The organism is Pseudoalteromonas sp. SG41-2 (genome assembly GCF_014164535.1).
GTDB lineage: Bacteria > Pseudomonadota > Gammaproteobacteria > Enterobacterales > Alteromonadaceae > Pseudoalteromonas > Pseudoalteromonas rhizosphaerae.
This window is the reverse complement of sequence record NZ_JACJFK010000039.1, coordinates 1-25,585: the sequence shown is the minus strand read 5'-3', so window position 1 is coordinate 25,585 and position 25,585 is coordinate 1. Positions and strand designations below refer to the sequence as shown.

Below are 25,585 nucleotides of genomic sequence, written 5' to 3'. Positions count from 1 at the left end.
AATCAGCTAAAAGCAGAAACAAGCTTTAATAAAGGCATGCCCGCAAAACAGAAAAAAGCTATGCGCAGTACAGGTTACCTTGAAAAGGTATTGAAATCATAGGCTTTTTTCATGCTCTTGCCCTGTATTAGAGTATGGCTTTTCGCGTGATAAAAAAGCTGTTTTTTGTAATCAAGAAAAACTCCCTGAACTTAATCCTCTTGACGTTACGATTTTAAATCATAATTTTATTCACGACAACAACACGCTTTATTACCAGTCAACCCGTCTTGATATTGAAGTAAGTAATATGAAGATACTTAATGATGACATTGTGAAAGATAACCGCCATGTTTATTATAAAACACATTATTTAATTGGTGCAGAGGCATCTTCGTATCAACTGAGTACTCGGTTTTTTCAACGAGACAATCAAGGTATTTATCATAATCAGCACCGTTTACCTTTAAATGCTGATGAAACCGTATTTCTTGATGAAGTCTACGCGATTGATAATCTGCGAGTGTTTTTTATTGATAGTGAAATCATGGATGCGGATGTCTCTTCATTTAAAGTGATAGGTAATAACGTGTCAGTTGATAAAAATAATGTCTACTTTCGTGATAAGAAGGTAGAACACGCTGATCCCGCTAGCTTTAAAATTATGGGTTATGCGCAGTTTGTTGATGATAATCATCAGTTCACTATTCGTAATGGTCATATCGTTTGTTTATAAAATTGAATTAACACGTTGTAGAGTCTATAAAGGCGTATGTTGCTCCTTGTTAGTCGCTACATCAATTTACACAATATTGACTTTGGGCAACATGGCTAAAAGTTGTTGTGAATGGTATAAACCGAAACAGATAAATAACATGATGTTCATTAACTGAATCATCAAAATAAAGGACTTAAATGAAATTTTTATATTATACCGGCTTATTTTTATCTCTCATGTTTAGCGCAAATAGTTTTGCGCTTGAACAACAATATCAACAGCCTATTGTAGATCTTATAAAAGCATTTAAAAACCACGATAAAGCGGCTATTTCCTCACATATTCGTTATCCGCTTTTGCGCACATATCCAGTGCCTGATATTAATAATGAATCTGAGTTAGTTGAGCGTTTTGATGACGTGTTTGATAAGACGCTTATTAAACAGATTGTTGATTCAAATATCGATACTGACTGGGATAAAGTAGGTTGGCGCGGCATTATGCTAAATAGCGGTGTCGTTTGGGTAGATACGGATGGGAAAATCATCGCTATCAATTACCAAACAGCTAAAGAACAATTGCTGGCTAAAAATTTAATAGCAGCTGATAAGCAAGCGCTTCACCCAAGTATTAATGCTTTTGTAGAGCCTATTTTAGATTGGCAAACAGCTAAATACCGTATTCGCATTGATGACTTAGGTGATGGAAACTTCCGCTATGCGTCGTGGAGCATTGATAAAAAAACCAGCGATAAGCCAGATATAGTCTTACTAAAAGGTGAGATCGAATTTGAGGGCAGTGGCGGTAATCATAGTTACACATTTAAAAACGGCCGTTACAGCTACGTATTACAAGTTACAGTGATTGGCTGTGATACCTCACCACCAGGTTGGCTTGAAGTATATAAAGATGATAAGCGCATTTTGTCTCAGGATATTATCAACACTGGAAGTTAAAAGTTAATTATCTTAGATGCAAAAAGGGGAGGGTTCTCCCCTTAAATATAGGGCGCTATTTTATTAAATACGCGCTTTAACAAACGCAGCAATTGCGTCGTCTTGGCAATGTGCGAAAAAGCACTCTTGAAAACGTGGTCCGCCAATCGCTTGTTTAATCAGCTCAGGATCAATAGCTTCAAGTGCGCTTAAGTAATCTTTAGCAACATCCACTTTTAGTTGATTTAAAATACCTGCATTTGTTACTTGTGACTCTTTACGTTCTGCTGGATACCCTTGGCCTTTTTCGCCGGTAAATGCTTTTTCAAATATATATTTAATATTTAACTCAGCGCCCCAGCCAAAGCCTTTTGCATAGGGTAAAGCGAGTGCATTACCATTGTTTATTTGTGCAAATAGGTAAGCATCTGATGGATCAATACAATAACCACAGCTCACACCAGGAAACGCATTGCTCGCCATGAGTGCGCCTTGACCTGTGCCACAACCGGTCACTACAAAATCTACCGCTTTAGAGTTGAGCAGTAAGCTTGCGATAATTCCTAGGTGAATATAGGTTAGTCGATGATCGTTATCGCCATCCATACCCACATTAAATACTTGGTGATTTTGTGCATTAGCAACAGTGTTAAGCTGTTCAAGTACTATTGGGTTTTTTGCCGCTTGACTGAATTCGTTCATTAATGCGATTTTCATTTGACTCTACCAATTTTGTTAACGTTGAGTTGATTCTACATACCAATGCTACCGGTGGCAAATGTTGTTATCTATTAAATATTAGTATTTGTGTAAGTTGCTAGAGGTTAGGAAGTACCATAGGAGCTTTGAGTTTAACTTCAGTATGAAAGCAGCTATTTGAGTTTAAAAATAAAAAACCGCCTGCTCAGGCGGTTTTGTAGTTACCTAGCGTTTTTGATTAATGGCCTTTTTCAAACTCATCAACTTCACGCTCAGCTTCTTCTTTCGATTTACCGTATGCTTGTTGAATTTTACCAACCAGCTCTTTACGGCTACCTTCAATTTTATCTAAATCACCGTCAGTAAGATCGCCCCATTTACGTTGCGCTTTACCTTTAAGTTCTTTCCAATTACCTTCGATACGATCACTGTTCATAATTCGCTCCTTATAATGTCGGTTTGTGAATTTACTTTCAGTTATAAAGTAGCAAGGCTTGTACCAAAATTAAATTATAACTTTATTATTAATAATCAATTGGTTAATGTTTTTATTATTTAGAGATGAGTTTTTAATAGATTATAAGCTAAAAAATCTACGCAACGGTCTGTAATTATTGCAAACACTCAATAATCACCGATTTTATGAATCTGATTTACTGCAGTTTTTTGTTACAATATCGGCAATGCAATTTAGGATAAATAGCTGTGCTGCCGGTTCAAGAAATATATCATCAACTCGTTACTACATTACAAAGTGATCCGATTACCTTACTACAAGCGCCGCCGGGTGCGGGTAAGTCAACATGGTTACCATTGCAGTTGATGCGCGACGGGCACTTTAAGCACATTGTCATGCTTGAGCCGCGTCGCTTAGCTGCACGTAATATTGCCAACTATTTAGCACAGTGCCAAAACGAAACCGTAGGGCAAAGCGTTGGTTTACGTATCAGGCAGGAAACCAAAGTCAGTGTTAATACCCGCCTTGAAATTGTTACCGAGGGCATGCTCACGCGTATGCTACAAAACGACCCAGAGCTCAGTGGCGTTGACCTACTGATATTTGATGAATTTCATGAGCGCTCTATTGCGGCCGATACCGCATTAGCGTTTGCATTAGAATCTCAAGCTGCACTGCGTGATGATTTAACGATTTTATTGATGTCGGCAACCCTTGATAGCGAACGCTATCAGCAGTTTTTTGATTGTTCAATTATTAGTTCCCACGGGCGTAGCTTTCCCATCGATGAAATTTACATACCCATTAAAGATGAAAGCCGCTGGCTTGACGCTATGGCCAGTATTATCAAACAAGCTTTAGTTGAACAAACAGGCAGTGCGTTAGTTTTTTTGCCCGGTCAATATGAGATCAACCGCGTACAACAAGCGCTGTCAGATTTGCCTGCAAATTGCCATGTAGTTACTCTGTTTGGTGAACAAGATAAAGCATCTCAACAAGCTGCAATTGCCCCTGCGGCAAAAGGTACTCGTAAAGTGGTGCTGACCACCAATGTTGCCGAAACTAGCTTAACCATTGAAGGTATTCGTATTGTGGTTGATAGTGGCAAGCGCCGCGCTGCTAGTTTTAATTTAAAAACTGGCGTTACTGAACTCACCACACAAAGTATTTCTCGCTCATCGGCAATTCAACGAGCTGGGCGGGCTGGGCGTATTGAGCCCGGTGTAGTTTATAGGCTTGGTTCAAAACAAACCTTTGAGCGGCGTAATAGCCATGATGCGCCAGAAATTTTAAGTGCTGATATTAGCCAATTATTATTGGAGGCAAAATTCTGGGGCGCGGAGTTAACTGATCTAAGCTTGTTAGATAGTCCAACAGCACAACAAATACAGCAAGCAACAAAATTACTGCAAATGTTAGAGGCGCTCGATAATAACAATAAATTGACCCCCCTCGGTACACGTATGCTAAGTTTTGGCGCGGATATTCGCCTAGCGCACATGCTAATTAAAGCGCAGCAACTCGAACCTCAGATGCCAGGTATTTATACATTAGCGGCGTATTTAATTGCGTTATTAGAGAGTCGGATTAGCCATGCCGCAGATTTAAGCTTAGCATTACACAGCCAACATGCTCGGCCACATCCTGTATTTAAACAGCAACTGAAATTTTGGTTAAAGCGATTAAAGCTAACTGAAGTACGCGAACTACAAACCACTTATTTGGCTTTGCTGGTGGCGTTTGCTTTTCCAGATCGATTAGCTAAAAAGCGTGGCAATGGTTACTTGCTTACCAATGGCGCAGGTGCTGAGCTAAACAACGAGCATTGGCATAACGAGGACTACCTTGCAATTGCTTCAATGGGAGGCCAAAAAGGCAGTCGTATTTTTGCAGCTGTTGCGTTTACTCCTGCAGAGATTGAGGATGAACTGACACATTTATTTACTGCACAAACGCGCTGTGAATTTGACGAAAAAACAGGGCGCTTTATTCATCAAGATGAAGTCAAACTAGGGGCAATTACAGTTACTAGCCAACCGAGTAAACATCCGCTTGATAAAAGTGAGCGGGCGAAAGCGTGGTTAACTTTATTTCAAAAACAAGGCTTTGAATTATTTAATGAGCAAAGCGACAGTGAGCAGTTACTTATTCGTATGTGTTTAGCCAGTAATTTAATGCCGGAGCAATTTCCTGTCATCACTAAACAAAGCTTAATCGATGACGCACAGCTTTGGTTAGGTGCTTTTCTGGAAGATATAAAAACCCTCGAACAGTTGAAAAAGTTTAACTACTTTAATGCCTTGCAAAGTTGTTTTAATTGGCAACAACAAAATGCGTTAAATGATTTATTCCCGCTGAGAGTGTCAGTTCCAAGTGGCTCAAATATTCGTATTGAATATCAACTCGACGGCCCCGCAAAACTCAGTGTTCTTATGCAAGAAGTGTACGGCATGATCAGTACGCCAATATTAGCGCAAGGCAAGTTACCCTTATTAATGGAACTACTCTCACCAGCAAGACGACCTTTACAACTAACACAAGATCTTGCTGGCTTTTGGCAAACCAGCTATCGGGAGGTGCAAAAAGAAATGAAAGGTCGTTATCCAAAACACTTTTGGCCTGATAACCCCGCCACCAGTGTGGCTACGAGTAAAGTTAAAAGTAAGATGTGAATGAGTTAGCAAGGACAAAGTTAGCAAGAGTAAAATTGACTATTAAGCAGTGTTTTATAGTTTAAAAAAAAGGTAAATTAAATACTTATTGACTGCATAAACAAGGAGTTATTTAATGCCACTCTTTATTATAGATTGCTCGCAGAGTATCTTGACTCATCATGATGAAGATAACATTAATGAACAAATTCATCACACCGCAAACGCATTGGGTTTGTTTGCTGAGCATGAAATTAAAGTCAGGGTAAACCCGTATAATCGTTATTTAGTGGGTAATAAACAACACGAATTTATTCATGTTTTTGGATATATAATGGAGGGGCGAACGACTGAGCAAAAAGCTGAATTATCAAAAGCGATAGTGACTAAACTTACTCAGATGTTCCCACATATCGACAATATTGCAATGAATGTCAGTGACTTTGAAAAGGCAACATATTGTAATAAAAGCCAGCTTTAAGCAGAACATAGTGAGCGATGCTTCGACAGTGCAGATTGTTTTTTGAAAATCATTTATGGCAAAGTTGAACAGTGATTTTGTGCTTGAGGCAAAATAACTTGATAGAAAAAAGGACTCACCATGAAAAATATAATTGTTGTTTTATGTTTATTTATAAGCACATTAACGTGGTCTCAGACGCTAAGGGTTGTTGATGTATCAACAGAAATCGCCCCTGCGACTAGCTGGTTAGAAGTTGTTGATAGTGGTAAATACGCAAACAGTTGGCAGCAGGCTGGGGCGTTTTTTCAAAAAAATGTACCGCAAGCGCTTTGGGTATCTAAGTTAGAGCAAGTTCGTACGCCGCTAGGTTCTGTTACATCTCGCGAAGGTATCAGTCGTCAAGTGTTAACCTCAATACCGCAACTGCCCGACGGTGATTATGTGATTTTAGAGTTTCAAACTGATTTTGAAAATAAAGCACAGTCGATTGAAACCGTGACATTAAAAAAATCTGCTGAGCAATGGCAAGTGATTGGTTATTTTATCCAGTGAATTAACCTATTATTACTACAGCTGTATTTTTTAACGAAATAAAAAATATAAAATAATTATTAAAAATTGGAGTTTACAAAAATAAAATAATGATAATGACATTTATTGTTGCTGATGTTGCATTAATTTACTTTAGTTGTGGATTGTTGTGCTCTACTAGTGAGTAAGTTATCCAAATGAAATCATGGTATAAAATGGTTGCTATAGTGGGTTGGGAAGTAATATCTAATCATAAGTGGGATTGAAATATTTATAATTATAGTATTTGTTTTTTATTTTATTATACATTTTTACTGATTAATTTTTTATCTTTAATATGTTTCCATTTGGGGTTGGTATTTTATTTTTTTTGTTCATAATTAACGCGCTTAATCGCGTTGAAATGGAATTTAAAAGATAATTATTAAGGAATGACATGAAAAAGATATTATTAACAATTGCAATGGCGTTTGTTTTGGCCGCATGTAATAGCACCTCACAAGGCCGTGATTTTGATATGGAAGTTGTAAAAGGCTTCAAAAAAGGCGAAACAACTCAAGAGCAAGTCAAAGAAGCGATTGGCGACCCTATGGGCGTTAATGATATAGGTAATGACGAAGTTGTATGGACATACAGCTACAGCGAAGGTCAAGGCGGTGGTGTAGGCTTTATTCCATACGCAGGCCATGTCGGTGGTTCTCAAAATGAGACAAAGAATGTAACAATCCGTTTTAATGCTAAAGGCATTGTATCAGGTTTATCATTCAATGAATCAGCTGGTAGTTCTTCACACCTATAACTCGTTACTATCTATTTCAACGCATTTCTATTACGGCTGCTTAGCAGTCGTAATACCCCTATTATTTATCCTCTCCCTAAATCAATCACTTTTTTATATTAAATGGTCATTAAGTTTTATATTTATTTTAAAGTAAATTATAGGCTGGTTGTTAGTCTAATGACTTTTTATTTAAATAAGTTATTGAGTGTGTTAATTTTATTATGCATTGAAAGTGCCGGTGAACATTAAAATAATTTAATTAAAAAGGTATGGGTCTTAAGTTGTAGAAGATTCGCTACATGCTTACTGAGATTGTCCAGAACAAGCCAGCCTTTTAGATGATATTTTATAAGAGTATTTTATAAAACCATCCGGCGAAGCGTGATTTATTATAAAAAGACTATACATTTTAGTTTGTTGCTGTTTTGATAGAGTGATAATTAAACACAATGCAAGAGAGCATAATGAAATACGTTACTTTTTTATTGTTAGCTGTTATCGCAACTTTTAACTTACATGCAAAAGACGAAAATAACGAACTAGAAGGACTCGCCCAGCAATATTTTTCCACCATGACGGCAACTCAGGCGCCTAAAGCTAGCAGTAAAGAACTCGAAGCTTTTTTAGCGTTACTCACTGATGATGTTGCTAATCAACACCTACCTTATCAAAGCGATGATTCTCGTTCACCTGACGGTAAGGCCATGATGCGCAAAGGTATGACTTTTTATCTAGGTGCCCACACTGAATATGAAGCAAAGTTACTTGATACTTTCATATTTAATAATACCGCTATTGCGATTCGTTACACGCAACACGCGAAAGGTGTGCACCCGCAAAACAAGCAACTGATTGAATACACCCAAACGTTGATGGATGTTCTAGAAATTGAAAACGGTAAGATTGCGGTGATCCGTAAATACCATGAGTAATTTTTAAATAGCGGTGTGAAGGTTATTTTTAGTTTTTGCTTAAATCAATATCTTAGCGTATTTTTAGAGATTACCTCTGTTAGCTTTAATAGGAATTAAAATGAATAAAGTAATTGGTATTGTGCTGATCTGTATTGGAGCTGCACTGGCTTTTTGGGGTTATGACGTTTATGACTCTGCAAGTGCGCAAATTACGCGAACTTTTAGTGGTGATACACCCATCGAGGCATGGGCTGGAATGGTCGGTGGTGTTGTCTGTATTGTATTAGGTGCACTAAAAGTTAAAAATTAACTTTTAGTAAGCCGTAGGCTGATAAACTTTTATTGATTAGAAAACTGCGATTTTAACCATTTTTTTAATATCAATATAGTGGCTTGTTCACGCTTGCTATGGCTGGTAGCAAAATAAAACTGTTGATGTGGGTTTAATACCGGCTCACCTATTTGCACCAGCATACCCTGTTGAATATCATCTTTTACAAATTGTTTATGGGTGACCAAAACACCTAATTGGCGCATTGCCGCTTGCGTTGCTTGTACTGAAATATTAAAAGTGAGATTTTTATGTTGTTTCGGTATTGCTAATTGATGGGCGTTACACCATACGTGCCAATCGTTATCGCGGCGTGGGTTTATGGCAAAAATAGCCGGGAAACGAGTAAGTAGCTCTTTGCCAGTTTGGCAATCTGTGGGCAAGGTTTTTATTAATTCAGGACTACATACTAAAATAAGCTCATCATCAGCCAGTTTTTCGCAGTGATATTGCGCCCAATCTTGTTGTTTACCATGCACCAAAGCGACATCCACGCCATGTTGCTCTAAGTTAAACTCTCCGACTAAATTAGATAAACGCACATCTAACTCTGGCGCGTAAGCTTGTAGTTCCGCTACTCGTGGGATCCACCAATGCAATGCCATCGAGTTCACCATATTTAAAGTTAAGTGCGCGCAGAGCTGACTCGCAGAGATCTCAAAACTTGCAGCTATAATCTCATTTAGAGCTGGCTGTACTCGCAGGTAATAGCGTTTACCCGTGCTATTTAGCTCAACGCGTCGGCCGATACGAGTAAATAATTGAGTGTTTAGTTGCGATTCAAGAGACTTAATTGCTTGGCTTATTGCAGAATGACTAATATTTAATTGCTCAGCAGCGAGGATCATACTTCCAGTTTCTGCGACTGCAATAAAACTATGAAGCGATTTTAAAGGAATAGAGTTAGCCATAGTTTCTCTTTGTTAAGTTTTACTTACAGGTTTGTGCATAATTACTCGCTTTTTCATTCTACCTATTTACGCTAATTTAGCGCCTCAGATTAATGTTAAGCTTATCATTCTCAATGTGAAATGTGTTTCTCGTTGAGAAAGGAGTTGTTATGGCTGCTTTATTACGACCCAGTATGTTTATGCTGTTATCCACATTTACTTTAGCGTTGAATAGTTTATTTTCAAAGCTTTTAACTGAGTATTTTAGTGATGCAATATTAGTGATGTTGCGTTTATTACTTCCTGCGTTAGTTATGTTGTTTATTGCTGCATGCAGCCGCTGGGTGATGCCAAATCAAGCAGCTTGGGGGGCATTTATCTTACGTGCCATTTTTATTGCCAGTTGCCAAGGTTGTTTTATGTTGGCCTTAAGTCGCTTAACGTTAATTGAGGCCGTGGTATTATTTAGTACTGGGCCGTTATTTATTCCGCTACTTGAGCGCTATTTTTATAAAACCAAAATCAGTCGAATGGTTTTACCTACCTTAATATTAATGGGCATTGGCGTGGTGATGCAAAACTTAACCGTACAAGGGATAACGTGGCGCTGGGAATTATTAATAGGTTTAGCGGCTGGTTTTTTTAATGGTTGCTCGCAAGTTGCTTTATTTAGAGCCAGTAAAATAAATTTACCTATCTTGGTAATAAACGGGTGCTGTTTTGCAATTGCAGCATTGTTTGTTTTACCTGTGATGGTTATTTTTACCAGCCAAGTTGAGTATCAACAAAGTATAATAATGATAGTCAATTTCGAGCAGGGGATCTTATTGTTATTATTGTTTTTAGGACTTTCAACTGCTGCAACTCAGTTTTTTCGTTCCAAAGCATATAGATTAGTTGATTCAAACTCACAGCTGGCGCCTTTAATTTATACTAACTTAATCTTTGCGGTGTTATTCCAGTTTTTATTTTTTAGTACCGTAATGAGTTTGATGCAAATTCTGGGTACGAGCTTAATTGCATTTGCGACGCTATTAAATACATTTGGCTCATATTATTATCAATGGTTTAAAGCACAACAGCAGATAGTATAAAGGAAGGTAAGAAAGGTGTTCCCCAAGTATGCGGCACTCGGTGTCAGTCCTGAAACCATAAGGTCTCAGGGCGGGAATCTGCGGTTTGCCGTAGGCTTCTCGGTACATGCCGAGCTTGCACAATAGCAGACGAACAGAAACCCTAACATAAAATTTATCGGCTCAGGGACTTAACCAAGCTCCAACACCCTAGGGAACAAATTCAGTATATAAGACATAAGCCAATCCTTACACCCCAAATTCAAAATAATTATACTGTTCGGGTAATTTTCCAGCACTGGTAACTGGCTATTTACTTTTCGGATTGCTTTTTGACCTCAATCATACTTTTCATTGGAGTTGCTATTTATCGAGTGGTAGCATTGACTTAATTAGCCAAGCGAAGATCTCAGCATGAACGAATTACCAGATTACCAACAAGCCCAATTACTATTGGAAAAAAACGAAATATTTGTCACTCCTTCAGAAGCACACGGCGTGATCAGTGGATTATTAGCCTGCGGCTTGAGTATTGAAGCCAAAGAATACTTAGGCTTATTAAGCGATGTGTTTAATGATGGCCAAGCATTTAGCCATGATCTGAAAGAATTTTTTGCCATTATTTATAAGCAAGTTGTAGAAAGTTTTAACAACGAAGAGTTTCAATTTGATTTATTTTTACCAAGTGATGACGAAACCTTAGTAGATCAAGCGAATGGTTTAGTGTCATGGGTCGCTGGATTTATGCTTGGTTTTGGCTTAAAACAAAAAGACTATGGCAAGTTATCAGCTGATGTAAAAGAAGTGATCAGTGATTTTAGTGAAATTACGCGTTTAGATACCATGTTTGATGAAACCGAAGAAGACAGCCAAGCATTGCACGAAGTAATTGAATATGTGCGAGTTTCTGCGCTGTTGTGTTTTGCTGAACTTGGTCAAGAGCAAGCGCCAAAAAGCACTAAAAAAACACTTCACTAAGTTAAAATTAACAGTATAAACAGGGTTTATAATGCCAACAGTTAAAATAGAAAAAGCAGAGTTTAAAGCACGCAGAGATCGTTTACTTGCCATGATGGAACCAAACAGTGTGGCTATCATTCCAGCGGCAAGTGAAGTAACCCGCAGCCGTGATACTGAATATGCGTTTCGCCAAGATAGCGACTTCTTCTACCTAACTGGCTTTAATGAACCCGATGCAGTGTTAGTGCTTTGCCCAAGCAGCGATACACCGAGTACGCTGTTTTGTTTGAACAAAGATAAGCTGGCGGAAATTTGGCATGGTCGTCGTATTGGTTTTGAAAAAGCTAAAAAAGATTATTTATTCGACCAAACATGTGCACTGAGTGAACTAACTGAACAATTATTGAATTTGGTGAACGGCCAGCAGATTTTATTTTATGCACAAGGTACTTATCCACAGTTTGACGATAAAGTGTGGGCGTTATTAAAGACGCTGCGTGGCGCGCCTAAAAAAGGTTATAAAGCGCCACATACGATTAAAGATATTCGTGGTTTAGTGCACGAAATGCGTTTATTTAAATCACCTGCTGAGGTGAATATTATGCGCCAAGCGTGTGAAATAAGTGCCCAAGGACATATTCGTGCTATGCAGTTTGCAAAGCCAGGCGCTACCGAATATCAGCTAGAAGCCGAGCTTCATCATCATTACGCTATGCATGGTGCGCGTCATCCCGCCTATGGCACCATTGTCGGCGGTGGCGATAACGCCAATATATTGCATTACACTGCTAACAGTGATTTGCTGACCGACGGTGATTTAGTGCTGATTGATTCTGGCGCTGAACTGCAAGGTTACGCGGCAGATATTACGCGTACTTTCCCTATTAATGGGCAATTTAGTCAACCTCAAGCTGAGCTTTATAACATTGTTCTAGCGGCGCAAGCAGCAGCGTTTACTGAAGTAAAGCCCGGTGGTAGCTTATCAAAGGCTAATAAATTAGCGATGACAGTGCTCACCCAAGGCTTAGTTGATTTAGGTATTTTGCAAGGTGAGTTACAAGAGTTACTTGATAACCAAGCATGTAAAGCATTTTATATGCACGGCCTTGGTCATTGGCTTGGCCTTGATGTGCATGATGTAGGCGACTATAAAAAAGACGAAAAAGAACGCCCATTTGAAGCTGGTATGGTACTCACTATTGAACCTGGCTTGTATGTTAGCCTAGATGCGCAAGCACCTGAGCAATATAAGGGCATTGGTATTCGTATTGAAGATAACCTGTTAGTGACCGAGCAAGGCCACGAAAATCTTACTTTGAGTGTGCCAAAAAGTATCAGCGAGATTGAAGCGTTAATGCAAAAGCAAGCAATTAACCGCTAGGAGCATAACGTGGCAGAGCAGTTTGATGTTGTTATTATCGGTGGTGGCTTAGCGGGTGCCAGTTGTGCGCTGAGTCTTGCGAAACATGCGCCGCAATTAACGATTGCGGTGGTTGAAGCAAATCAACCAAGCACTGAACACCATCCTAGTTTTGACGACCGAAGTATCGCCTTAGCACAACAATCGGTGCAATTTTTACAGACCATTAATGCCTTTGATATTGATGCCTCATTTGCTGCGGCAATTAAAAAAGTGACCGTGTCGGATCGCGGTCACTTTGGTAAAACGCAGATCGATTGTGCGCAATTTTCGCAGTCAGCTCTAGGTTATGTTGTTGAGGTAAATCCGTTTGGTCGTGCTTTACATCAACAACTTGCAGCTACCCAAGTGGTCATGTATTGCCCTGACAGTGTTGCAGATATTACCTATCAGCATGATTTTGCAAGTATTACTTTGCAGTCTGGTGCTCAACTTAATGGCCAATTAGTGGTGATTGCCGACGGTGCGCAATCGGCTACTCGCCAGCTGGCAAAGATCAATTTTACTCCTGAGCCTTATTCACAAGGGGCGATCATTGCCAATATTGAAGTGGCAGGTGGTCATCATAACCATGCTTTTGAGCGCTTTACTGAGCATGGACCAATGGCATTACTCCCGATGAGTAATAACCGTTACTCGTTAGTATGGTGTATGGATAAAGCCGATATTGACGCGCATATGCAGCTTGACGACAGCGCTTTTGTAAGTGCTTTGCAAACTGCATTTGGTTATCGTGGCGGGCAATTTACTAAAGTCGGCATGCGTGCAAACTATCCACTGGTGTATGGCCGTGCTGAGTCATTAAGTGCTCACCGTACGGTACTAATTGGCAATGCAGGGCATGCGATTCATCCTATTGCAGGGCAGGGCTTTAATTTAGGCCTGCGCGATGTGCAACTTCTATGTGAATTAGTAAAGAGCGAATTGGCAATTGGCAGTTACCTATTTACCCGTGAATATGCCAAACAACGTAACCAAGATATAACCACTGTAATGACGTTAACAGATTCTTTAGTGCGGTTATTTTCAAACTCATCACGAATACTCGCATTTGGTCGCAGCTGTGGTCTATTCGCCATGGATTTGTGTTCTTCTTTAAAAACACCTTTAGCTAAGCAATTAATGGGTCAGGTTAAACAAGGTAAACGACTATGAAACAGACACAAGTATGTGTTGTGGGGGGCGGCTGTGTTGGCTTAACCCTCGCGCTGGGGCTTGTTAAAGCCAATATCAGTGTAGTAGTAATTGATGCGGCAGCAAAACAAGTATTGCCAGGCGATGAATACGCTTTGCGCGTAAGTGCACTGAGCCTTGCCAGCCAACACTTGTTTGAATCTTTGCAAGTGTGGCCTGAGATCATTGCTCAAAGAGCACGCGCCTATACCCATATGGATGTGCGCGACCAAGATAGCTTTGGCAAAATTGCTTTTAACAGCGATGAACTGGACCTTCCTCATTTAGGTCATATTGTTGAAAACGACATCATTCGTTATGCACTGATCAATGAATTAGAACAATACAGCCAAGCAACGCTTATGTTTGATACACGCTATCAACAAATACACCAAAGTGACAATGACGTCTTTATAACCTTAGACTCTGGTGAGCCAGTTATAGCCAAGTTATTAGTGGCAGCCGATGGCGCAAATTCAGCGATTCGGAAACAGTTTAATTTGCCCATTACGTTTAAAGATTATGATCATAACGCCATCGTTGCGACGGTAAGAACCACTGAGCCACATAATAATACTGCGCGCCAAGTATTTTTACCTACTGGACCACTGGCGTTTTTACCGCTGCCAGATGCCAATACGCACTCAATTGTATGGTCAACCAGTCCTGCGCATTGCCAAACGTTACTAGCCATGGATGATAGCGATTTTAATAAAGCAGTTATGGCAGCCCTTGATGGCCAATGCGGTTTATGTGAGGTACAAAGTGCGCGCACAGCGTTCCCTTTGAAAATGCGTTACGCGCAGCAATGGGTGACAGGTAAAGTGGTATTAATGGGCGATGCCGCACATACCATTCATCCGTTAGCAGGACTTGGTATGAACTTAGGCCTTAAAGATGCCGCTTACCTTATTGAGCTTTTAACTGCTGACAATAAAGAGTTTGCCAGTAATCGACTATTGCGTGATTACGAGCGTACCCGCAAGCTTGATGCACAAAAGCATATTGCCATGATGCAAGGCTTAAAAGAATTATTTGCAGGCGCTAACCCACTTAAAAAACTGGTACGTGGTGTGGGTTTAAGCTTGGTTGATAACTTAGGCCCAATTAAGCACCTGTTTGCCAAGCAAGCGATAGGGAAGTAGCAGAGTTAGTGAGATAGATGTTAGGCTAGCTAAGTGATGAGTAGTGTGATTTTATACCGCGCTTTTTTATGCCTTAAATTTGATAAAATAATCCAGATAAGCTCGGTGTCTACCTGTTAGCTGGGTTTTAGCCCAAAGGTGCTGAGGTTTGCGATTTTATATCAGTTCAATTTACGCACTACTTTCGTGATAAATCACGATCTACAAAAAAGCAGTACTTTGACTTAACAAGCACTGCTTTTATAATTTTTAGCCTTTACCTTTAGCGTTTACTTAAAACGCGTAGCTGTAACCCATTTGGATTGTGCGTGGTTTACCTGGTTGAATACCACCGTTTGCGCGGTTAGCGATGTAAGTGTTATCAAACAAGTTATCAACCGTTAGATATACTTTTTGCTTGTCATCAATTAAATATTTAGCGGCTAAATCCCACACAACACGGCTGTCGATTGCATTCAAGCCGTCAGCACTTAAATCAGCATGTGCGTCAGATACATAACGCACTTGCGTATCAAATGCAAAGCTTGAAAGCACGGCACCAAATGAAAGAGCGATTTGATTCTCTGGAACGTAAGGCATTGCATCGCCTTTATTTACTTGCCCCCAGATATCTGATGCAAAATCATTTTTAAACTGTGAATCCGTATAAGTGTAAGTTAAGCGTACAGGGAATGTTGCGCTATTAGTTTCGAAAATACGACCTGCAGAGAACTCAAAGCCCGATACTTCTACTTCGCCGTAGTTGTATTGGTCGCCAATGTTTTCATCACTACAGCCTACAGATGCAGTACAATTTCCATGCATATTGCTGTAATCAGAGAAGAATGCAATGATTTCACCATTAAAACCAGCAACGTTATAACGGCCACCAAACTCAATGTTTACGCTTTCCTCTTCTTCTTGGTCTGCATTACCTGGTGCAGCAGGAGCGTAACCTTGCTGAATACCTGCAAGTAGCGTTAGGCTGTCGCTTACGGTGTAAGTTGCCCCCAGTGATGGCACTAAGATTTGTGTATCGTTTGAAACGTCTTTAGTTAAGCCATTTTCACGTTTAGGATCAGACTTTGACCACTCTACGCGGGTAATTGTGATGTCTTCATAACGAAGGCCTGCATTAATCACTAATGCATCGATTGACCACTGGTCTTGAATGAATAACGTTGTTGCTTTTGCACTATCTACACGATTGCTGTCAGAACCCGGAACGCCCTGAGACGTTAAGGTCATACTTAAATCTTGATTAAGTGTGTATTTGTCTTCCCACTGAAAACGATCCATTTCGTCTTCGTGGTAGCGCACGCCAACAGTCACATAGTGATCGCCCGCAGGAATGTGCAACTCTGATTGCACACCTTTGGCTTGGTAGTCGCGGTTATTTGCTTTAATACCAATGCCTTCAATACCTTCAGCTGTTGGTGCCGCTTCAAATTCACTGTACTGTGCTAAATAGCTTTCACTTACTTTGCTCGCTTTGTACCAATTACGATGAAAATCATTGAGGTAAGCTGTCGCTAATAACTCATAACCATCACCAAAACGATAAGCATAGTTTAATTGGTATGCATTATGTTGCGTGTTCATTTGGTCTTTTTGTGATGCGGCATAACGACGGTTTGGTGACGCTTTATAATCTTCTTCTGTTAAACCCATGTAAGTTTCATCAGATTGTTCATCAGAGTACTTAATTTTCATCTCTAGGTTATGCGCGTTGTTTTCACCAAACTTATAACCAAATTTAAGTAAAAAATCTGTTTTTTCAAAGCCTGTGTTGTCGCTACCTACAGGTAATTCTTTAAAGCCATCTGCACCATAGCTGAAAACTTCAATAAGGCCAGCTGCGTTGTTTTTTTCTTTACCGAAGTAAGCATGGCCCTTATAAAAACCATCGCTACCGAGTTCGGCGTTTACTAAACCCGTTGAACCTTCGGTCGGTAAGCTGCGCGAAAGTAAGTTTAAAACACCACCGGTTGTACGCGGACCATACTTAACAGAGGCTGCGCCTTTTAATACTTCAATCGACTCCATACGGCCCATAGTAGGGAAGTAGTAAGCCGATGGCGCTGAGTAAGGTGCGGGTGCTACGAGAACACCATCTTCCATTACTGATATTTTATCGTTACGGCCAGTACCTGTGCCACGCATACCAATGTTAGGGCGCAGGCCATAACCATCTTCTTCTTGCACATAAACACCTGGTACAGATGCTAAAACACGAGAAATATCGGTAAATTCGAATTTTTGTAATTGTTCGTCTGAGATAAATGTAGCAGAGCCCGGAATATCGTTAATAGCAGCTTGCGAGCCAATAACGGTAATTTGCTCAAAGTTCTTTTTTTTATTTGTTGCATCATTTGCAACGGCATTAGCGCTTAATGATAAAGCAATAGCCATCGAAAGTGTTGAAACAATAAGCTTAGGAGGCATTATAGATCCTGTATGTGTCTAATTTTAACTGGCGCAATTTAAACATGTAAAATAATACGAATCAATCCTATTTGTAACAATTCCGATCGTTAAGTAAGTTTTTGAATATAAATATGAAAACATATTGTTGTTAATATTGTATTACTATATTCGTTGCGATAATCTAAATTATCAAAAGGTAACTAAAGGCGGCTTTTTGTTAGCTATTAAGTCAAGCGTAATGCAATAAACTCGGCAAGTTTATCTACCGCATGCTCGGCTTGTTCTGCATGCTTTGTTAAGCTAATACCTATTTTACCTAGGCTCGGTAAAATAGCGGTGTTTAACTCATAGTTAAGTTCATTAGGCACTGTGCTTCTAGCCAAAACGGTGATCCCTAATCCTTCTTTTAAAGCCGCAGTAAGGCCTGTTAAATCAGCGTTACTATAACTTATGCGGTACTTAATACCTGCAAGTTGCAATGCCTCGATGGCGCGGCGTCGATAAATACAACCTTCCGGTGCAGTCACAAGCGTAACAACGTCATTTTGTGCTATTGATAAATCACCAACCCAGACCAGTTGGTCTTGCATAAAAACAGGGAACTTTTCAGAGTTTAAATCTTCATTTAACGCCAGTACTAAATCAAACTGGTCTTCTCGTGAAACCGACAATAAATGCTTACTTAAACGCGATTTAACCTCTAACGATACTTCAGGGTAAAGTGCCACAAAGTCACCGATAATAGCGGGTAAGATCCGAGCGGCAAATTCGCTGGGTATTCCCAACCTCACCTTACCGGTCACATTCTCTTTAGTAAATAATTGCAAAATGGTGTCGTTTTGCAGCAGCATTTGCTTTGCCATCGGCAGCAGCAGTTCACCGTATTGATTGAGTACTTGGCGCTGGCCTTGTTTTTTAAATAGCTTATGCCCGAGCATTTCTTCTAACCGCTTTATTTGTAAACTTACAGCGGGTTGCGATAAGCCAAGTAAATCACCTGCTTTAGCAAAACCTGCTACTTCAACCACAGTAACTAACGTGCGTAAGCTGTCTGTTGAGATATTTTTCATATTAAAAATTACAATTTATGGGGGTATATTGATAAGTATTATTTATCAATTGATTAATAATTACAATTTGTTGTTGCTAGACTTGCACAATATACTTTTGCCATTAAAGATTGATAGGTGTCGATAATGACTTTTAGCCCGATAATGTTTGCTCGTCATAGCCAGATTGAAGCAGCTGATAGCAATATGCTGCAGCTCAATACAAACACCGTGGTGATCGATTTTAGCGGCACTGAAGCAATCCCGTTTTTAACCACTATATTAGGGTTAGATTTAAACAAACTAACCGCCAGTGGTTTAGGTGTGAAAGGCACCTTAGATGGCGACCTAAATAGCAATTATAGCTTTGCGTTATATTACTTTAGTGCAACAGCGTTTAGATTCGTGTTGCACACAGATGCAGCGGCTCAATTACAAGCACTGATCAGTGAACAGCAACTGCGCTACGATATTGAGTTTGTTACACGCACTGATTTAGCGACCTTAACTTTATCTGGTGAGCAAGCATTTGACGCCTTAGTCGAAGCATTTAAACTCACCCCTGGACTGCGCTTGTCAGACACCAACAGCTGTTATGGTACGCAAAGTGGTGAGGTATTTATTACCGCTATTGATAAACAATCAATACAGTATTTTCAGCTGGTGGCCAAAGCGCCAGAGCTGACTAAATGGCAAACATATTTACAGCAACGCGGTTTTGATATGTCACTACCAGACGTTGCTTGAACATAAATAGATAAGCTGGCTAGCGTATTTTTAGTTGCCAGCTTTTTGTAATTTATTTGTAAGAACAAATCGCAATTTGGGTGTTAGGTGCATTACAACTTATGTATAATCGCCGCCCATGTTATTCCCCCTCATTAAATTGAGGCCACGCCCAATCTTGGGTTAATTATAAAGTGAAGGAATATTATGACTTCTAAAACAGTTTTACATGCAAAGCACCTAGAATCAAAAGCAAAAATGGTTGATTTTCATGGCTGGGAAATGCCAATCAACTATGGTTCGCAAATCGAAGAGCACAACGCAGTGCGCACCGATGCAGGCATGTTTGACGTTTCACACATGACTATTGTTGATGTCAAAGGCGAACAAGCACAAGCATTCCTTCGTAAACTAGTCGCTAACGATGTTGCTAAATTAACCGTTCCTGGTAAAGCGCTTTACACTGGCATGCTGAATGAGCAAGGTGGCGTAATTGACGATCTTATCATTTACTTCTTCTCAAATACTGATTATCGCTTAGTGGTTAATTCTGCAACTCGTGAAAAAGATTTAGCGCACATGGCTAAAGTTTCAGCTGATTTTGCCGTTGCAGTAACAGAGCGCCCAGAGTTTGCCATGATTGCAGTACAAGGCCCTAATGCTAAAGCAAAAACTGCCACTATCTTAACGGCTGATCAACAAGCAGCTGTTGCAGATATGAAGCCGTTTTTTGGTGTGCAAACTGGTGATTTATTTATTGCTACAACAGGCTATACTGGCGAAGACGGTTACGAAATTGTTGTACCGAACGAGCAAGCTGCGGATCTTTGGCAACAACTGCTAGATGCTGGTGTTGCGCCTGCGGGCCTTGGTGCACGTGACACACTACGTTTAGAAGCGGGTATGAACCTTTACGGCCTAGATATGGACGAGAGCGTATCACCACTTGCTGCTAACATGGCGTGGACCATTGCATGGGAACCTGAAGATCGTGACTTTATCGGTCGTGACGTACTAGTACAGCAACGCGCTGACAAAAGCACTGATAAACTTGTTGGCCTAGTGCTGGAAGAAAAAGGCGTATTGCGTAGTGGTTCTAAAGTAATTGTTGATGGTGGCGAAGGGGTCATTACCTCTGGTACTTTCTCACCTACACTTGGTTTTAGTGTTGCCCTTGCACGTGTACCACGTTCAACTGGCGAAACTGCTCAAGTAGAAATGCGTAAAAAATTAGTTAACGTAAAAGTAGTTAAACCAAGCTTTGTACGTAACGGTAAGTCTGTACTTTAAAGTATTAATTAAAAAATTTGGTGTTATCACCCAATAATACCAATCATGTTGAGTTATTAACCAGTTATAGCGACAGATAAATAGAGTGATAACAAGGCATTAATTTTGATATGTAGTTGTTCTACCTGATAAATTAATAACGCTGTTAGCGCTTTATTTAGACCGCTAGAATGGTTAAATTTTTAAGTTGATTGGTATCAAAACCAAAGGATGAATAAAATGAGCAATATCCCTAGCGAGTTAAAGTATGCCTCTTCACACGAGTGGGTTCGCAACGAAGGTGACGGTACTTTCACTGTAGGTATTTCTGAGCACGCACAAGAACTACTTGGCGACATGGTATTTGTTGAATTACCAGAAGTAGGCGATGAAGTAGATGCAGGCGAAGACTGTGCAGTAGCAGAGTCAGTAAAAGCGGCATCAGACATCTATGCACCAATCAGCGGTGAAATCGTTGCAATCAACGAAGACCTTGAAGATGCACCTGAAACAGTTAACAACGACGCTTACGGCGACGGTTGGTTATTCCGCATTAAAGCATCTGACGAGTCTGAGCTAGAAAACTTGCTTGACGCTGAAGGCTATGCAAACACCATCGACGAAGACTAATAATTAGTTTATCGCCGTACTAAAAGCCCCATTATACCTAACATAATTGGGGCTTTTATGATTTTACTGCTTACTTTTCCATACACTGTAAGTTATTAAATCAAAAGCTTTTAAGTTATTACTGGTCACCCATTAGTAATAACCATTTATTTTTTGGATCATAGGAATCTGGACAAATGTCAAACGCCAAATCTCTTGAACAATTAGAGCAAACGCAAGATTTTATTCGCCGTCATATTGGGCCAAGCCCAGCACAAGTAAGCGATATGCTAAGTGCTCTTGGAGTATCGAGTGTTGAAGAGCTGATCGGTCAAACTGTACCTGCAAGCATCCGCTTAGAGCAAGGCCTAACAGTGGGTGAAAGCCGCACTGAAGTTGAAACACTAAGCTACTTAAAATCAGTAGCAAGCAAAAATAAAGTATTCAAATCTTACATCGGTCAAGGCTACCACCCAACTCACGTACCACACGTAATATTACGTAACGTACTTGAGAACCCAGGCTGGTACACAGCGTACACTCCATACCAACCAGAGATTGCTCAAGGGCGTTTAGAGTCATTACTTAATTTCCAAACTATGACCTTAGACCTTACCGGTCTTGATTTAGCAAGTGCATCATTACTTGATGAATCAACTGCGGCTGCCGAGGCCATGGGCCTTGCAAAGCGCGTATCTAAAGCTAAAAAAGCCAACATCTTCTTCATCGCTGATGACGTACATACCCAAACTATCGACGTAGTGACAACACGCGCCGAGCAGTTTGGTTTTGAAGTTGTGGTAGGTCCTGCTGCTGATGCTGTAAATCACGAAATTTTTGGTGCGTTATTCCAATACCCGTCAACATCAGGTGAAGTAGTCGATATCACAGATTTAATCGCTGGCGTACAAAGCAAAAAAGCGATTGCCTGTGTTGCTGCTGACATCATGAGCTTATTATTATTAAAAGCACCAGGTAAACTTGGCGCAGACGTAGTACTTGGTTCTGCCCAGCGTTTTGGTGTACCAATGGGTTACGGCGGTCCACACGCTGCATTTTTCGCAACACGTGATGCATACAAACGTTCATTACCAGGTCGTATCATTGGTGTGTCTAAAGACCGTTTAGGTAACGATGCACTACGTATGGCAATGCAAACCCGCGAGCAACACATTCGCCGCGACAAAGCCAACTCAAACATTTGTACAGCGCAAGTATTACTCGCTAACATGGCTGCGTTTTATGCGGTGTACCATGGCCCACAAGGCTTAAAAACTATTGCACAGCGTATTCATCGTTTTGCTGATATTTTAGCCGCAGGCCTTAAAGCTAAAGGTGTAAACCTTAAGCACAGCACCTGGTTTGATACCCTAACAGTTGTTAGCGATAACAAAGACGATGTAACAGCGCGTGCTGTAGCAAACGGCGTAAACTTTGCTACTAACCATGATGGCGAATACTCAATCTCAGTGTCTGAGACCACAACGCGCGCAGACGTAGCACAGTTGTTCGATATTATTCTTGGCGAAGACCACGGCTTAAGTGTTGATGCAATCGCAGCAGACATCGAAGCAAACGGTAGCGATTCAATCCCTGCAAACCTTGAACGCGATGATGAAATCTTAACGCACCCTAACTTCAATTCGTATCACAGCGAAACTGAAATGCTGCGTTATATCAAACGTCTTGAAAACAAAGATTTAGCACTTAATCACTCAATGATCTCGTTAGGTTCATGTACTATGAAACTAAACGCGACCGCTGAGATGATCCCAATTACTTGGCCTGAGTTTGCTAATCTTCACCCATTCTGCCCGCTAGACCAAGCAGAAGGTTACCAAATCATGATGGGCGAACTACATGATTGGTTAGTTAACATCACCGGTTACGATGCCGTTTCATTACAGCCAAACTCTGGTGCACAAGGTGAATACGCAGGCTTAATCGCGATTCGCAAATACCACGAGTCACGTGGCGATGCACACCGTAATATTTGTTTGATCCCAAGTTCAGCGCACGGTACTAACCCTGCATCTGCACAAATGGCAAGCATGAAAATTGTGGTTGTTGATTGCGATAAAAACGGTAACGTTGATATGGCTGATCTTAAAGCGAAAGCAGAAGAAGTATCAGAAAACCTATCATGTATCATGATCACATACCCGTCTACGCACGGTGTATACGAAGAAACAATTCGTGAAATTTGTGACATCATTCATCAACATGGCGGCCAAGTTTACATGGACGGCGCGAACATGAATGCACAAGTAGGTGTAACAAGCCCAGGCTTTATCGGTTCAGACGTATCGCACTTAAACTTGCATAAAACGTTCTGTATCCCACATGGCGGCGGTGGCCCAGGTGTTGGCCCAATCGGTGTTAAATCACACCTTGCACCATTTATGCCTAACCATAGCGTAATTAACGTACCTGGTACGAGTATCGGCAACGGAGCAGTATCAGCAGCGCCATACGGCTCAGCAGCTATTTTACCTATCTCATGGGCTTACATCACCATGATGGGTAGCGAAGGCCTTAAACAAGCCACTGAAATGGCAATCGTAAGTGCTAACTACTTAACTCATGAGTTAAGCCAGCACTTCCCAATTTTATACCGTGGTCGCAACAACCGTGTTGCTCACGAATGTATTGTTGACTTACGCCCACTTAAAGAGCTTTCGGGCATCACTGAAATGGATGTTGCTAAGCGCTTACAAGATTACGGCTTCCATTCACCAACTATGTCGTTCCCAGTAGCGGGCACCTTGATGATTGAGCCTACTGAGTCTGAGTCTAAAGTTGAGATCGACCGTTTCATCGAAGCGATGGTGTCAATCAAAGGCGAAATCGACAAAGTGATCTCTGGCGAATGGTCTATCGAAAACAACCCGCTTGTGTTTGCACCGCATACACAAGGCGACGTACTTGGTAACGAATGGGACCGCGCGTACGACCGCTTCTACGCTGCATTCCCAGTACCTGCAGTGGCCAAAAACAAATTCTGGCCTACAGTAACGCGCATCGATGACGTATACGGCGACCGTAACCTAGTGTGTTCATGCCCAGCGGTAGAGACATACAGAGACTAATAATTTTATTGATGAGGATCATTAATTAAGTTGGTTAACGATTTAATGAAGATGGTTATTTTAATTAAGTTGGTTAATTAACTAGATCCTACATTAATTATTAAAAGGCGAACCAGAAATGGTTCGCCTTTCTTATTTATGCTTTAGTCTACGTATCCATACTCTGTATCAAGATAATTTCATTTTTAAGTGCATTATGCTGTCGCTTAGTTGGTTATGTTTGATAAAGTGCTATTAACTTAAATTTATAAAATAATAATGATAGGGAAATTAAATGAGCTTCATTGGCGCACGGTGGTGGAAATTTGATTTTCACACACATTCACCAGCTTCTTTTGATTATGGAAAAGCAGATAGTAGTTTGAAAGCATCTAAGTCACCTAAAGACTGGCTGTTAGATTATATTGCTAAAGGAATCCAATGTGTTGCAATTACGGATCATAATACAGGAGACTGGATTGACGGGCTAAAAGATGCAGCAGAAGTCTTAAGAGCAGAAGGTCATTCCATTTTTGTTTTTCCCGGTGTAGAAATTACAGCTAATGCAAATATTCATGTGTTAGGTATTTTTGACCCAAATGCTACAGGAGCTGATATTAGTTCAGTTATTGGAGCATCAAAATTTAGAGGCACTAAAGGAGACAGTGACTCTGTAGCAGAAGAAAGTGCTGAGAATGTAATAAAGGAAATTATTGCTGCTGGAGGAGTAGCAATACCTGCACATATAGATATGAAAGCAGGTTTGTGCCAACAAATATCATCACACACAATAAAGCAAGTATGCGAGCATGCAAGTGCCGTAGAGATTGTTTTCCCTAATAAAGAAAGTCCTGATGCACCTTTATCAAGGTACGAAAATTTAAAATTTGATCTTCCTTCTGTAATAGGCTCTGATGCTCACCACCCTAATGAAATTGGCAGAGCTTATACATGGGTAAAAATGTCATCACCTTCTATAGAAGGGCTCAAGTTAGCTTTAGTTGACGGTTCATCTTCTATAATTCGATCTGACGATGAAACTACAGATCCAAATAGAGCGTCAAATACATTATTACGCTCTGTAACAATAGAAAATGCAAAATACGCTGGACGTTCATCACCTCTAACTATTGAGTTTAATCCATGGCTTAATTCGATAATAGGAGGGCGAGGAAGTGGGAAGTCTTCAGTCCTTGAGTTTATTAGATTAGGAATCCCCCTGTGTCAGGATAGTTGTCGCCTCTAACTTTTAATAGAGGCAGATAAAAATGAGACGTCGATTTACACAAGAATTTAAAGTTCAAGCGGTTGAAAAAGCATTATCTCAATGTGATGATG

General features: G+C 40.3%; 23 protein-coding genes, 1 other RNA gene and 1 pseudogene. 19 read left to right on the top strand and 6 right to left on the bottom strand.

All coding sequences use genetic code 11. The annotated features are described in order from the left end of the window. Window positions 1-139: 139 nt before the first annotated feature. The 3 genes and pseudogenes from H5186_RS23415 to H5186_RS20915 form a co-directional block, all read left to right on the top strand. Window positions 140-421, top strand: a pseudogene (locus H5186_RS23415) (DKNYY domain-containing protein); the annotation flags it as partial. Further along, on the top strand, window positions 419-715 hold the full coding sequence (locus tag H5186_RS23410) for a DKNYY domain-containing protein (protein ID WP_404936445.1): 297 nt from the start codon (window positions 419-421) through the stop codon (window positions 713-715). The pseudogene H5186_RS23415 and the gene H5186_RS23410, both read left to right, overlap by 3 nt. Window positions 716-894: 179 nt before the next feature. Then, the gene (locus tag H5186_RS20915) at window positions 895-1,653 is read left to right on the top strand and encodes a hypothetical protein (RefSeq protein ID WP_182794905.1); all 759 of its coding nucleotides are present in this window, start codon (window positions 895-897) and stop codon (window positions 1,651-1,653) included. A gap of 63 nt (window positions 1,654-1,716) precedes the next feature. Here the strand turns inward: H5186_RS20915 and H5186_RS20910 are convergent, their stop codons facing one another. Beyond that, on the bottom strand, window positions 1,717-2,349 hold the full coding sequence (locus H5186_RS20910; RefSeq protein WP_182740790.1) for an RpiB/LacA/LacB family sugar-phosphate isomerase: 633 nt from the start codon (window positions 2,347-2,349) through the stop codon (window positions 1,717-1,719). A gap of 220 nt (window positions 2,350-2,569) precedes the next feature. Next, on the bottom strand, window positions 2,570-2,767 hold the full coding sequence (locus H5186_RS20905) for a CsbD family protein (protein WP_182719166.1): 198 nt from the start codon (window positions 2,765-2,767) through the stop codon (window positions 2,570-2,572). A gap of 269 nt (window positions 2,768-3,036) precedes the next feature. On the opposite strand from H5186_RS20905, the gene hrpB reads away from it, so the two are divergent. The 6 genes from hrpB (at window position 3,037) to H5186_RS20875 (ending at window position 8,438) form a co-directional block, all read left to right on the top strand. Next, complete coding sequence (gene hrpB / locus H5186_RS20900; RefSeq protein WP_182719167.1) at window positions 3,037-5,460, top strand: ATP-dependent helicase HrpB; 2,424 nt, start codon at window positions 3,037-3,039, stop codon at window positions 5,458-5,460. Between the two features lie 115 nt (window positions 5,461-5,575). Then, window positions 5,576-5,920 (top strand): 5-carboxymethyl-2-hydroxymuconate Delta-isomerase, encoded by a 345-nt coding sequence (locus H5186_RS20895; RefSeq protein ID WP_182794904.1) that lies wholly within the window; start codon window positions 5,576-5,578, stop codon window positions 5,918-5,920. Between the two features lie 120 nt (window positions 5,921-6,040). Next, a complete protein-coding gene (locus tag H5186_RS20890) occupies window positions 6,041-6,454 on the top strand; it encodes a DUF4019 domain-containing protein (RefSeq protein WP_182719169.1) in 414 nt (137 codons plus the stop codon). Window positions 6,455-6,869: 415 nt separating this feature from the next. Beyond that, complete coding sequence (gene bamE / locus H5186_RS20885) at window positions 6,870-7,232, top strand: outer membrane protein assembly factor BamE (protein WP_145241390.1); 363 nt, start codon at window positions 6,870-6,872, stop codon at window positions 7,230-7,232. A 446-nt stretch (window positions 7,233-7,678) separates the two neighbouring features. Continuing rightward, on the top strand, window positions 7,679-8,146 hold the full coding sequence (locus tag H5186_RS20880) for a nuclear transport factor 2 family protein (protein ID WP_145241905.1): 468 nt from the start codon (window positions 7,679-7,681) through the stop codon (window positions 8,144-8,146). 100 nt (window positions 8,147-8,246) lie between these two features. Then, window positions 8,247-8,438: a DUF3185 family protein gene (locus H5186_RS20875; RefSeq protein ID WP_149983225.1), complete on the top strand. Its 192-nt coding sequence runs from the start codon at window positions 8,247-8,249 to the stop codon at window positions 8,436-8,438. Window positions 8,439-8,467: 29 nt separating this feature from the next. On the opposite strand, the gene H5186_RS20870 is transcribed toward H5186_RS20875, so the two are convergent. Further along, the gene (locus H5186_RS20870; protein WP_182762185.1) at window positions 8,468-9,370 is read right to left on the bottom strand and encodes a LysR substrate-binding domain-containing protein; all 903 of its coding nucleotides are present in this window, start codon (window positions 9,368-9,370) and stop codon (window positions 8,468-8,470) included. 149 nt (window positions 9,371-9,519) lie between these two features. On the opposite strand from H5186_RS20870, the gene H5186_RS20865 reads away from it, so the two are divergent. Continuing rightward, window positions 9,520-10,443, top strand: a complete 924-nt coding sequence (locus H5186_RS20865) for a DMT family transporter (RefSeq protein WP_149983224.1) — start codon at window positions 9,520-9,522, stop codon at window positions 10,441-10,443. Between the two features lie 15 nt (window positions 10,444-10,458). Here the strand turns inward: H5186_RS20865 and ssrS are convergent. Continuing rightward, a non-coding RNA gene (ssrS, locus tag H5186_RS20860) (6S RNA) lies at window positions 10,459-10,642 on the bottom strand. Window positions 10,643-10,836: 194 nt separating this feature from the next. Between ssrS and H5186_RS20855 the strand changes: the two genes are divergently transcribed. Genes H5186_RS20855 through H5186_RS20840 form a run of 4 tightly spaced genes read left to right on the top strand, consistent with a single transcriptional unit; the run spans window position 10,837 to window position 15,120 of the window. Next, window positions 10,837-11,400, top strand: a complete 564-nt coding sequence (locus H5186_RS20855) for a UPF0149 family protein (protein WP_145241895.1) — start codon at window positions 10,837-10,839, stop codon at window positions 11,398-11,400. A 31-nt stretch (window positions 11,401-11,431) separates the two neighbouring features. Beyond that, window positions 11,432-12,763 carry a Xaa-Pro aminopeptidase gene (gene pepP / locus H5186_RS20850; protein WP_182794903.1) on the top strand — a complete coding sequence of 444 codons (1,332 nt, stop codon included), beginning with the start codon at window positions 11,432-11,434 and terminating at the stop codon, window positions 12,761-12,763. 9 nt (window positions 12,764-12,772) lie between these two features. Beyond that, complete coding sequence (gene ubiH / locus H5186_RS20845; protein ID WP_149983223.1) at window positions 12,773-13,957, top strand: 2-octaprenyl-6-methoxyphenyl hydroxylase; 1,185 nt, start codon at window positions 12,773-12,775, stop codon at window positions 13,955-13,957. Then, window positions 13,954-15,120, top strand: coding sequence for an FAD-dependent monooxygenase (locus H5186_RS20840; RefSeq protein WP_182719172.1), 1,167 nt, complete (start codon window positions 13,954-13,956; stop codon window positions 15,118-15,120). Before ubiH ends, H5186_RS20840 begins: the two co-directional genes overlap by 4 nt. Window positions 15,121-15,393: 273 nt before the next feature. Here H5186_RS20840 and H5186_RS20835 read toward each other — a convergent pair whose 3' ends face one another. Next, window positions 15,394-17,544: a TonB-dependent receptor domain-containing protein gene (locus tag H5186_RS20835; protein ID WP_182719173.1), complete on the bottom strand. Its 2,151-nt coding sequence runs from the start codon at window positions 17,542-17,544 to the stop codon at window positions 15,394-15,396. A gap of 206 nt (window positions 17,545-17,750) precedes the next feature. Continuing rightward, the gene (locus tag H5186_RS20830) at window positions 17,751-18,596 is read right to left on the bottom strand and encodes a LysR family transcriptional regulator (protein WP_145241866.1); all 846 of its coding nucleotides are present in this window, start codon (window positions 18,594-18,596) and stop codon (window positions 17,751-17,753) included. A gap of 126 nt (window positions 18,597-18,722) precedes the next feature. Between H5186_RS20830 and H5186_RS20825 the strand changes: the two genes are divergently transcribed. From H5186_RS20825 to H5186_RS20805, 5 genes are all read left to right on the top strand, one after another. Further along, window positions 18,723-19,322 (top strand): hypothetical protein, encoded by a 600-nt coding sequence (locus tag H5186_RS20825; RefSeq protein ID WP_182794902.1) that lies wholly within the window; start codon window positions 18,723-18,725, stop codon window positions 19,320-19,322. A gap of 186 nt (window positions 19,323-19,508) precedes the next feature. Beyond that, entirely contained in the window at window positions 19,509-20,591 is a 1,083-nt protein-coding gene (gene gcvT / locus H5186_RS20820) for a glycine cleavage system aminomethyltransferase GcvT (protein WP_145241861.1), read from the top strand. A gap of 219 nt (window positions 20,592-20,810) precedes the next feature. Further along, a complete protein-coding gene (gene gcvH / locus H5186_RS20815; RefSeq protein WP_145241859.1) occupies window positions 20,811-21,200 on the top strand; it encodes a glycine cleavage system protein GcvH in 390 nt (129 codons plus the stop codon). Window positions 21,201-21,376: 176 nt separating this feature from the next. Next, window positions 21,377-24,268 (top strand): aminomethyl-transferring glycine dehydrogenase, encoded by a 2,892-nt coding sequence (gene gcvP / locus H5186_RS20810; RefSeq protein ID WP_182719175.1) that lies wholly within the window; start codon window positions 21,377-21,379, stop codon window positions 24,266-24,268. A gap of 274 nt (window positions 24,269-24,542) precedes the next feature. Then, window positions 24,543-25,493, top strand: a complete 951-nt coding sequence (locus H5186_RS20805) for a PHP-associated domain-containing protein (RefSeq protein WP_182794901.1) — start codon at window positions 24,543-24,545, stop codon at window positions 25,491-25,493. The last annotated feature ends 92 nt before the right edge of the window (window positions 25,494-25,585 follow it).

Excerpts from the sequence above, each read along its gene's own strand:
- H5186_RS20915 (WP_182794905.1), top strand. The coding sequence starts at position 895 with ATGAAATTTTTATATTATACCGGCTTATTTTTATCTCTCATGTTTAGC.
- H5186_RS20910 (WP_182740790.1), bottom strand. The coding sequence starts at position 2,349 with ATGAAAATCGCATTAATGAACGAATTCAGTCAAGCGGCAAAAAACCCA.
- H5186_RS20905 (WP_182719166.1), bottom strand. The coding sequence starts at position 2,767 with ATGAACAGTGATCGTATCGAAGGTAATTGGAAAGAACTTAAAGGTAAA.
- H5186_RS20895 (WP_182794904.1), top strand. The coding sequence starts at position 5,576 with ATGCCACTCTTTATTATAGATTGCTCGCAGAGTATCTTGACTCATCAT.
- H5186_RS20890 (WP_182719169.1), top strand. The coding sequence starts at position 6,041 with ATGAAAAATATAATTGTTGTTTTATGTTTATTTATAAGCACATTAACG.
- bamE (WP_145241390.1), top strand. The coding sequence starts at position 6,870 with ATGAAAAAGATATTATTAACAATTGCAATGGCGTTTGTTTTGGCCGCA.
- H5186_RS20880 (WP_145241905.1), top strand. The coding sequence starts at position 7,679 with ATGAAATACGTTACTTTTTTATTGTTAGCTGTTATCGCAACTTTTAAC.
- H5186_RS20875 (WP_149983225.1), top strand. The coding sequence starts at position 8,247 with ATGAATAAAGTAATTGGTATTGTGCTGATCTGTATTGGAGCTGCACTG.
- H5186_RS20870 (WP_182762185.1), bottom strand. The coding sequence starts at position 9,370 with ATGGCTAACTCTATTCCTTTAAAATCGCTTCATAGTTTTATTGCAGTC.
- H5186_RS20865 (WP_149983224.1), top strand. The coding sequence starts at position 9,520 with ATGGCTGCTTTATTACGACCCAGTATGTTTATGCTGTTATCCACATTT.
- H5186_RS20855 (WP_145241895.1), top strand. The coding sequence starts at position 10,837 with ATGAACGAATTACCAGATTACCAACAAGCCCAATTACTATTGGAAAAA.
- pepP (WP_182794903.1), top strand. The coding sequence starts at position 11,432 with ATGCCAACAGTTAAAATAGAAAAAGCAGAGTTTAAAGCACGCAGAGAT.
- H5186_RS20840 (WP_182719172.1), top strand. The coding sequence starts at position 13,954 with ATGAAACAGACACAAGTATGTGTTGTGGGGGGCGGCTGTGTTGGCTTA.
- H5186_RS20835 (WP_182719173.1), bottom strand. The coding sequence starts at position 17,544 with ATGCCTCCTAAGCTTATTGTTTCAACACTTTCGATGGCTATTGCTTTA.
- H5186_RS20830 (WP_145241866.1), bottom strand. The coding sequence starts at position 18,596 with ATGAAAAATATCTCAACAGACAGCTTACGCACGTTAGTTACTGTGGTT.
- H5186_RS20825 (WP_182794902.1), top strand. The coding sequence starts at position 18,723 with ATGACTTTTAGCCCGATAATGTTTGCTCGTCATAGCCAGATTGAAGCA.
- gcvT (WP_145241861.1), top strand. The coding sequence starts at position 19,509 with ATGACTTCTAAAACAGTTTTACATGCAAAGCACCTAGAATCAAAAGCA.
- gcvH (WP_145241859.1), top strand. The coding sequence starts at position 20,811 with ATGAGCAATATCCCTAGCGAGTTAAAGTATGCCTCTTCACACGAGTGG.
- gcvP (WP_182719175.1), top strand. The coding sequence starts at position 21,377 with ATGTCAAACGCCAAATCTCTTGAACAATTAGAGCAAACGCAAGATTTT.
- H5186_RS20805 (WP_182794901.1), top strand. The coding sequence starts at position 24,543 with ATGAGCTTCATTGGCGCACGGTGGTGGAAATTTGATTTTCACACACAT.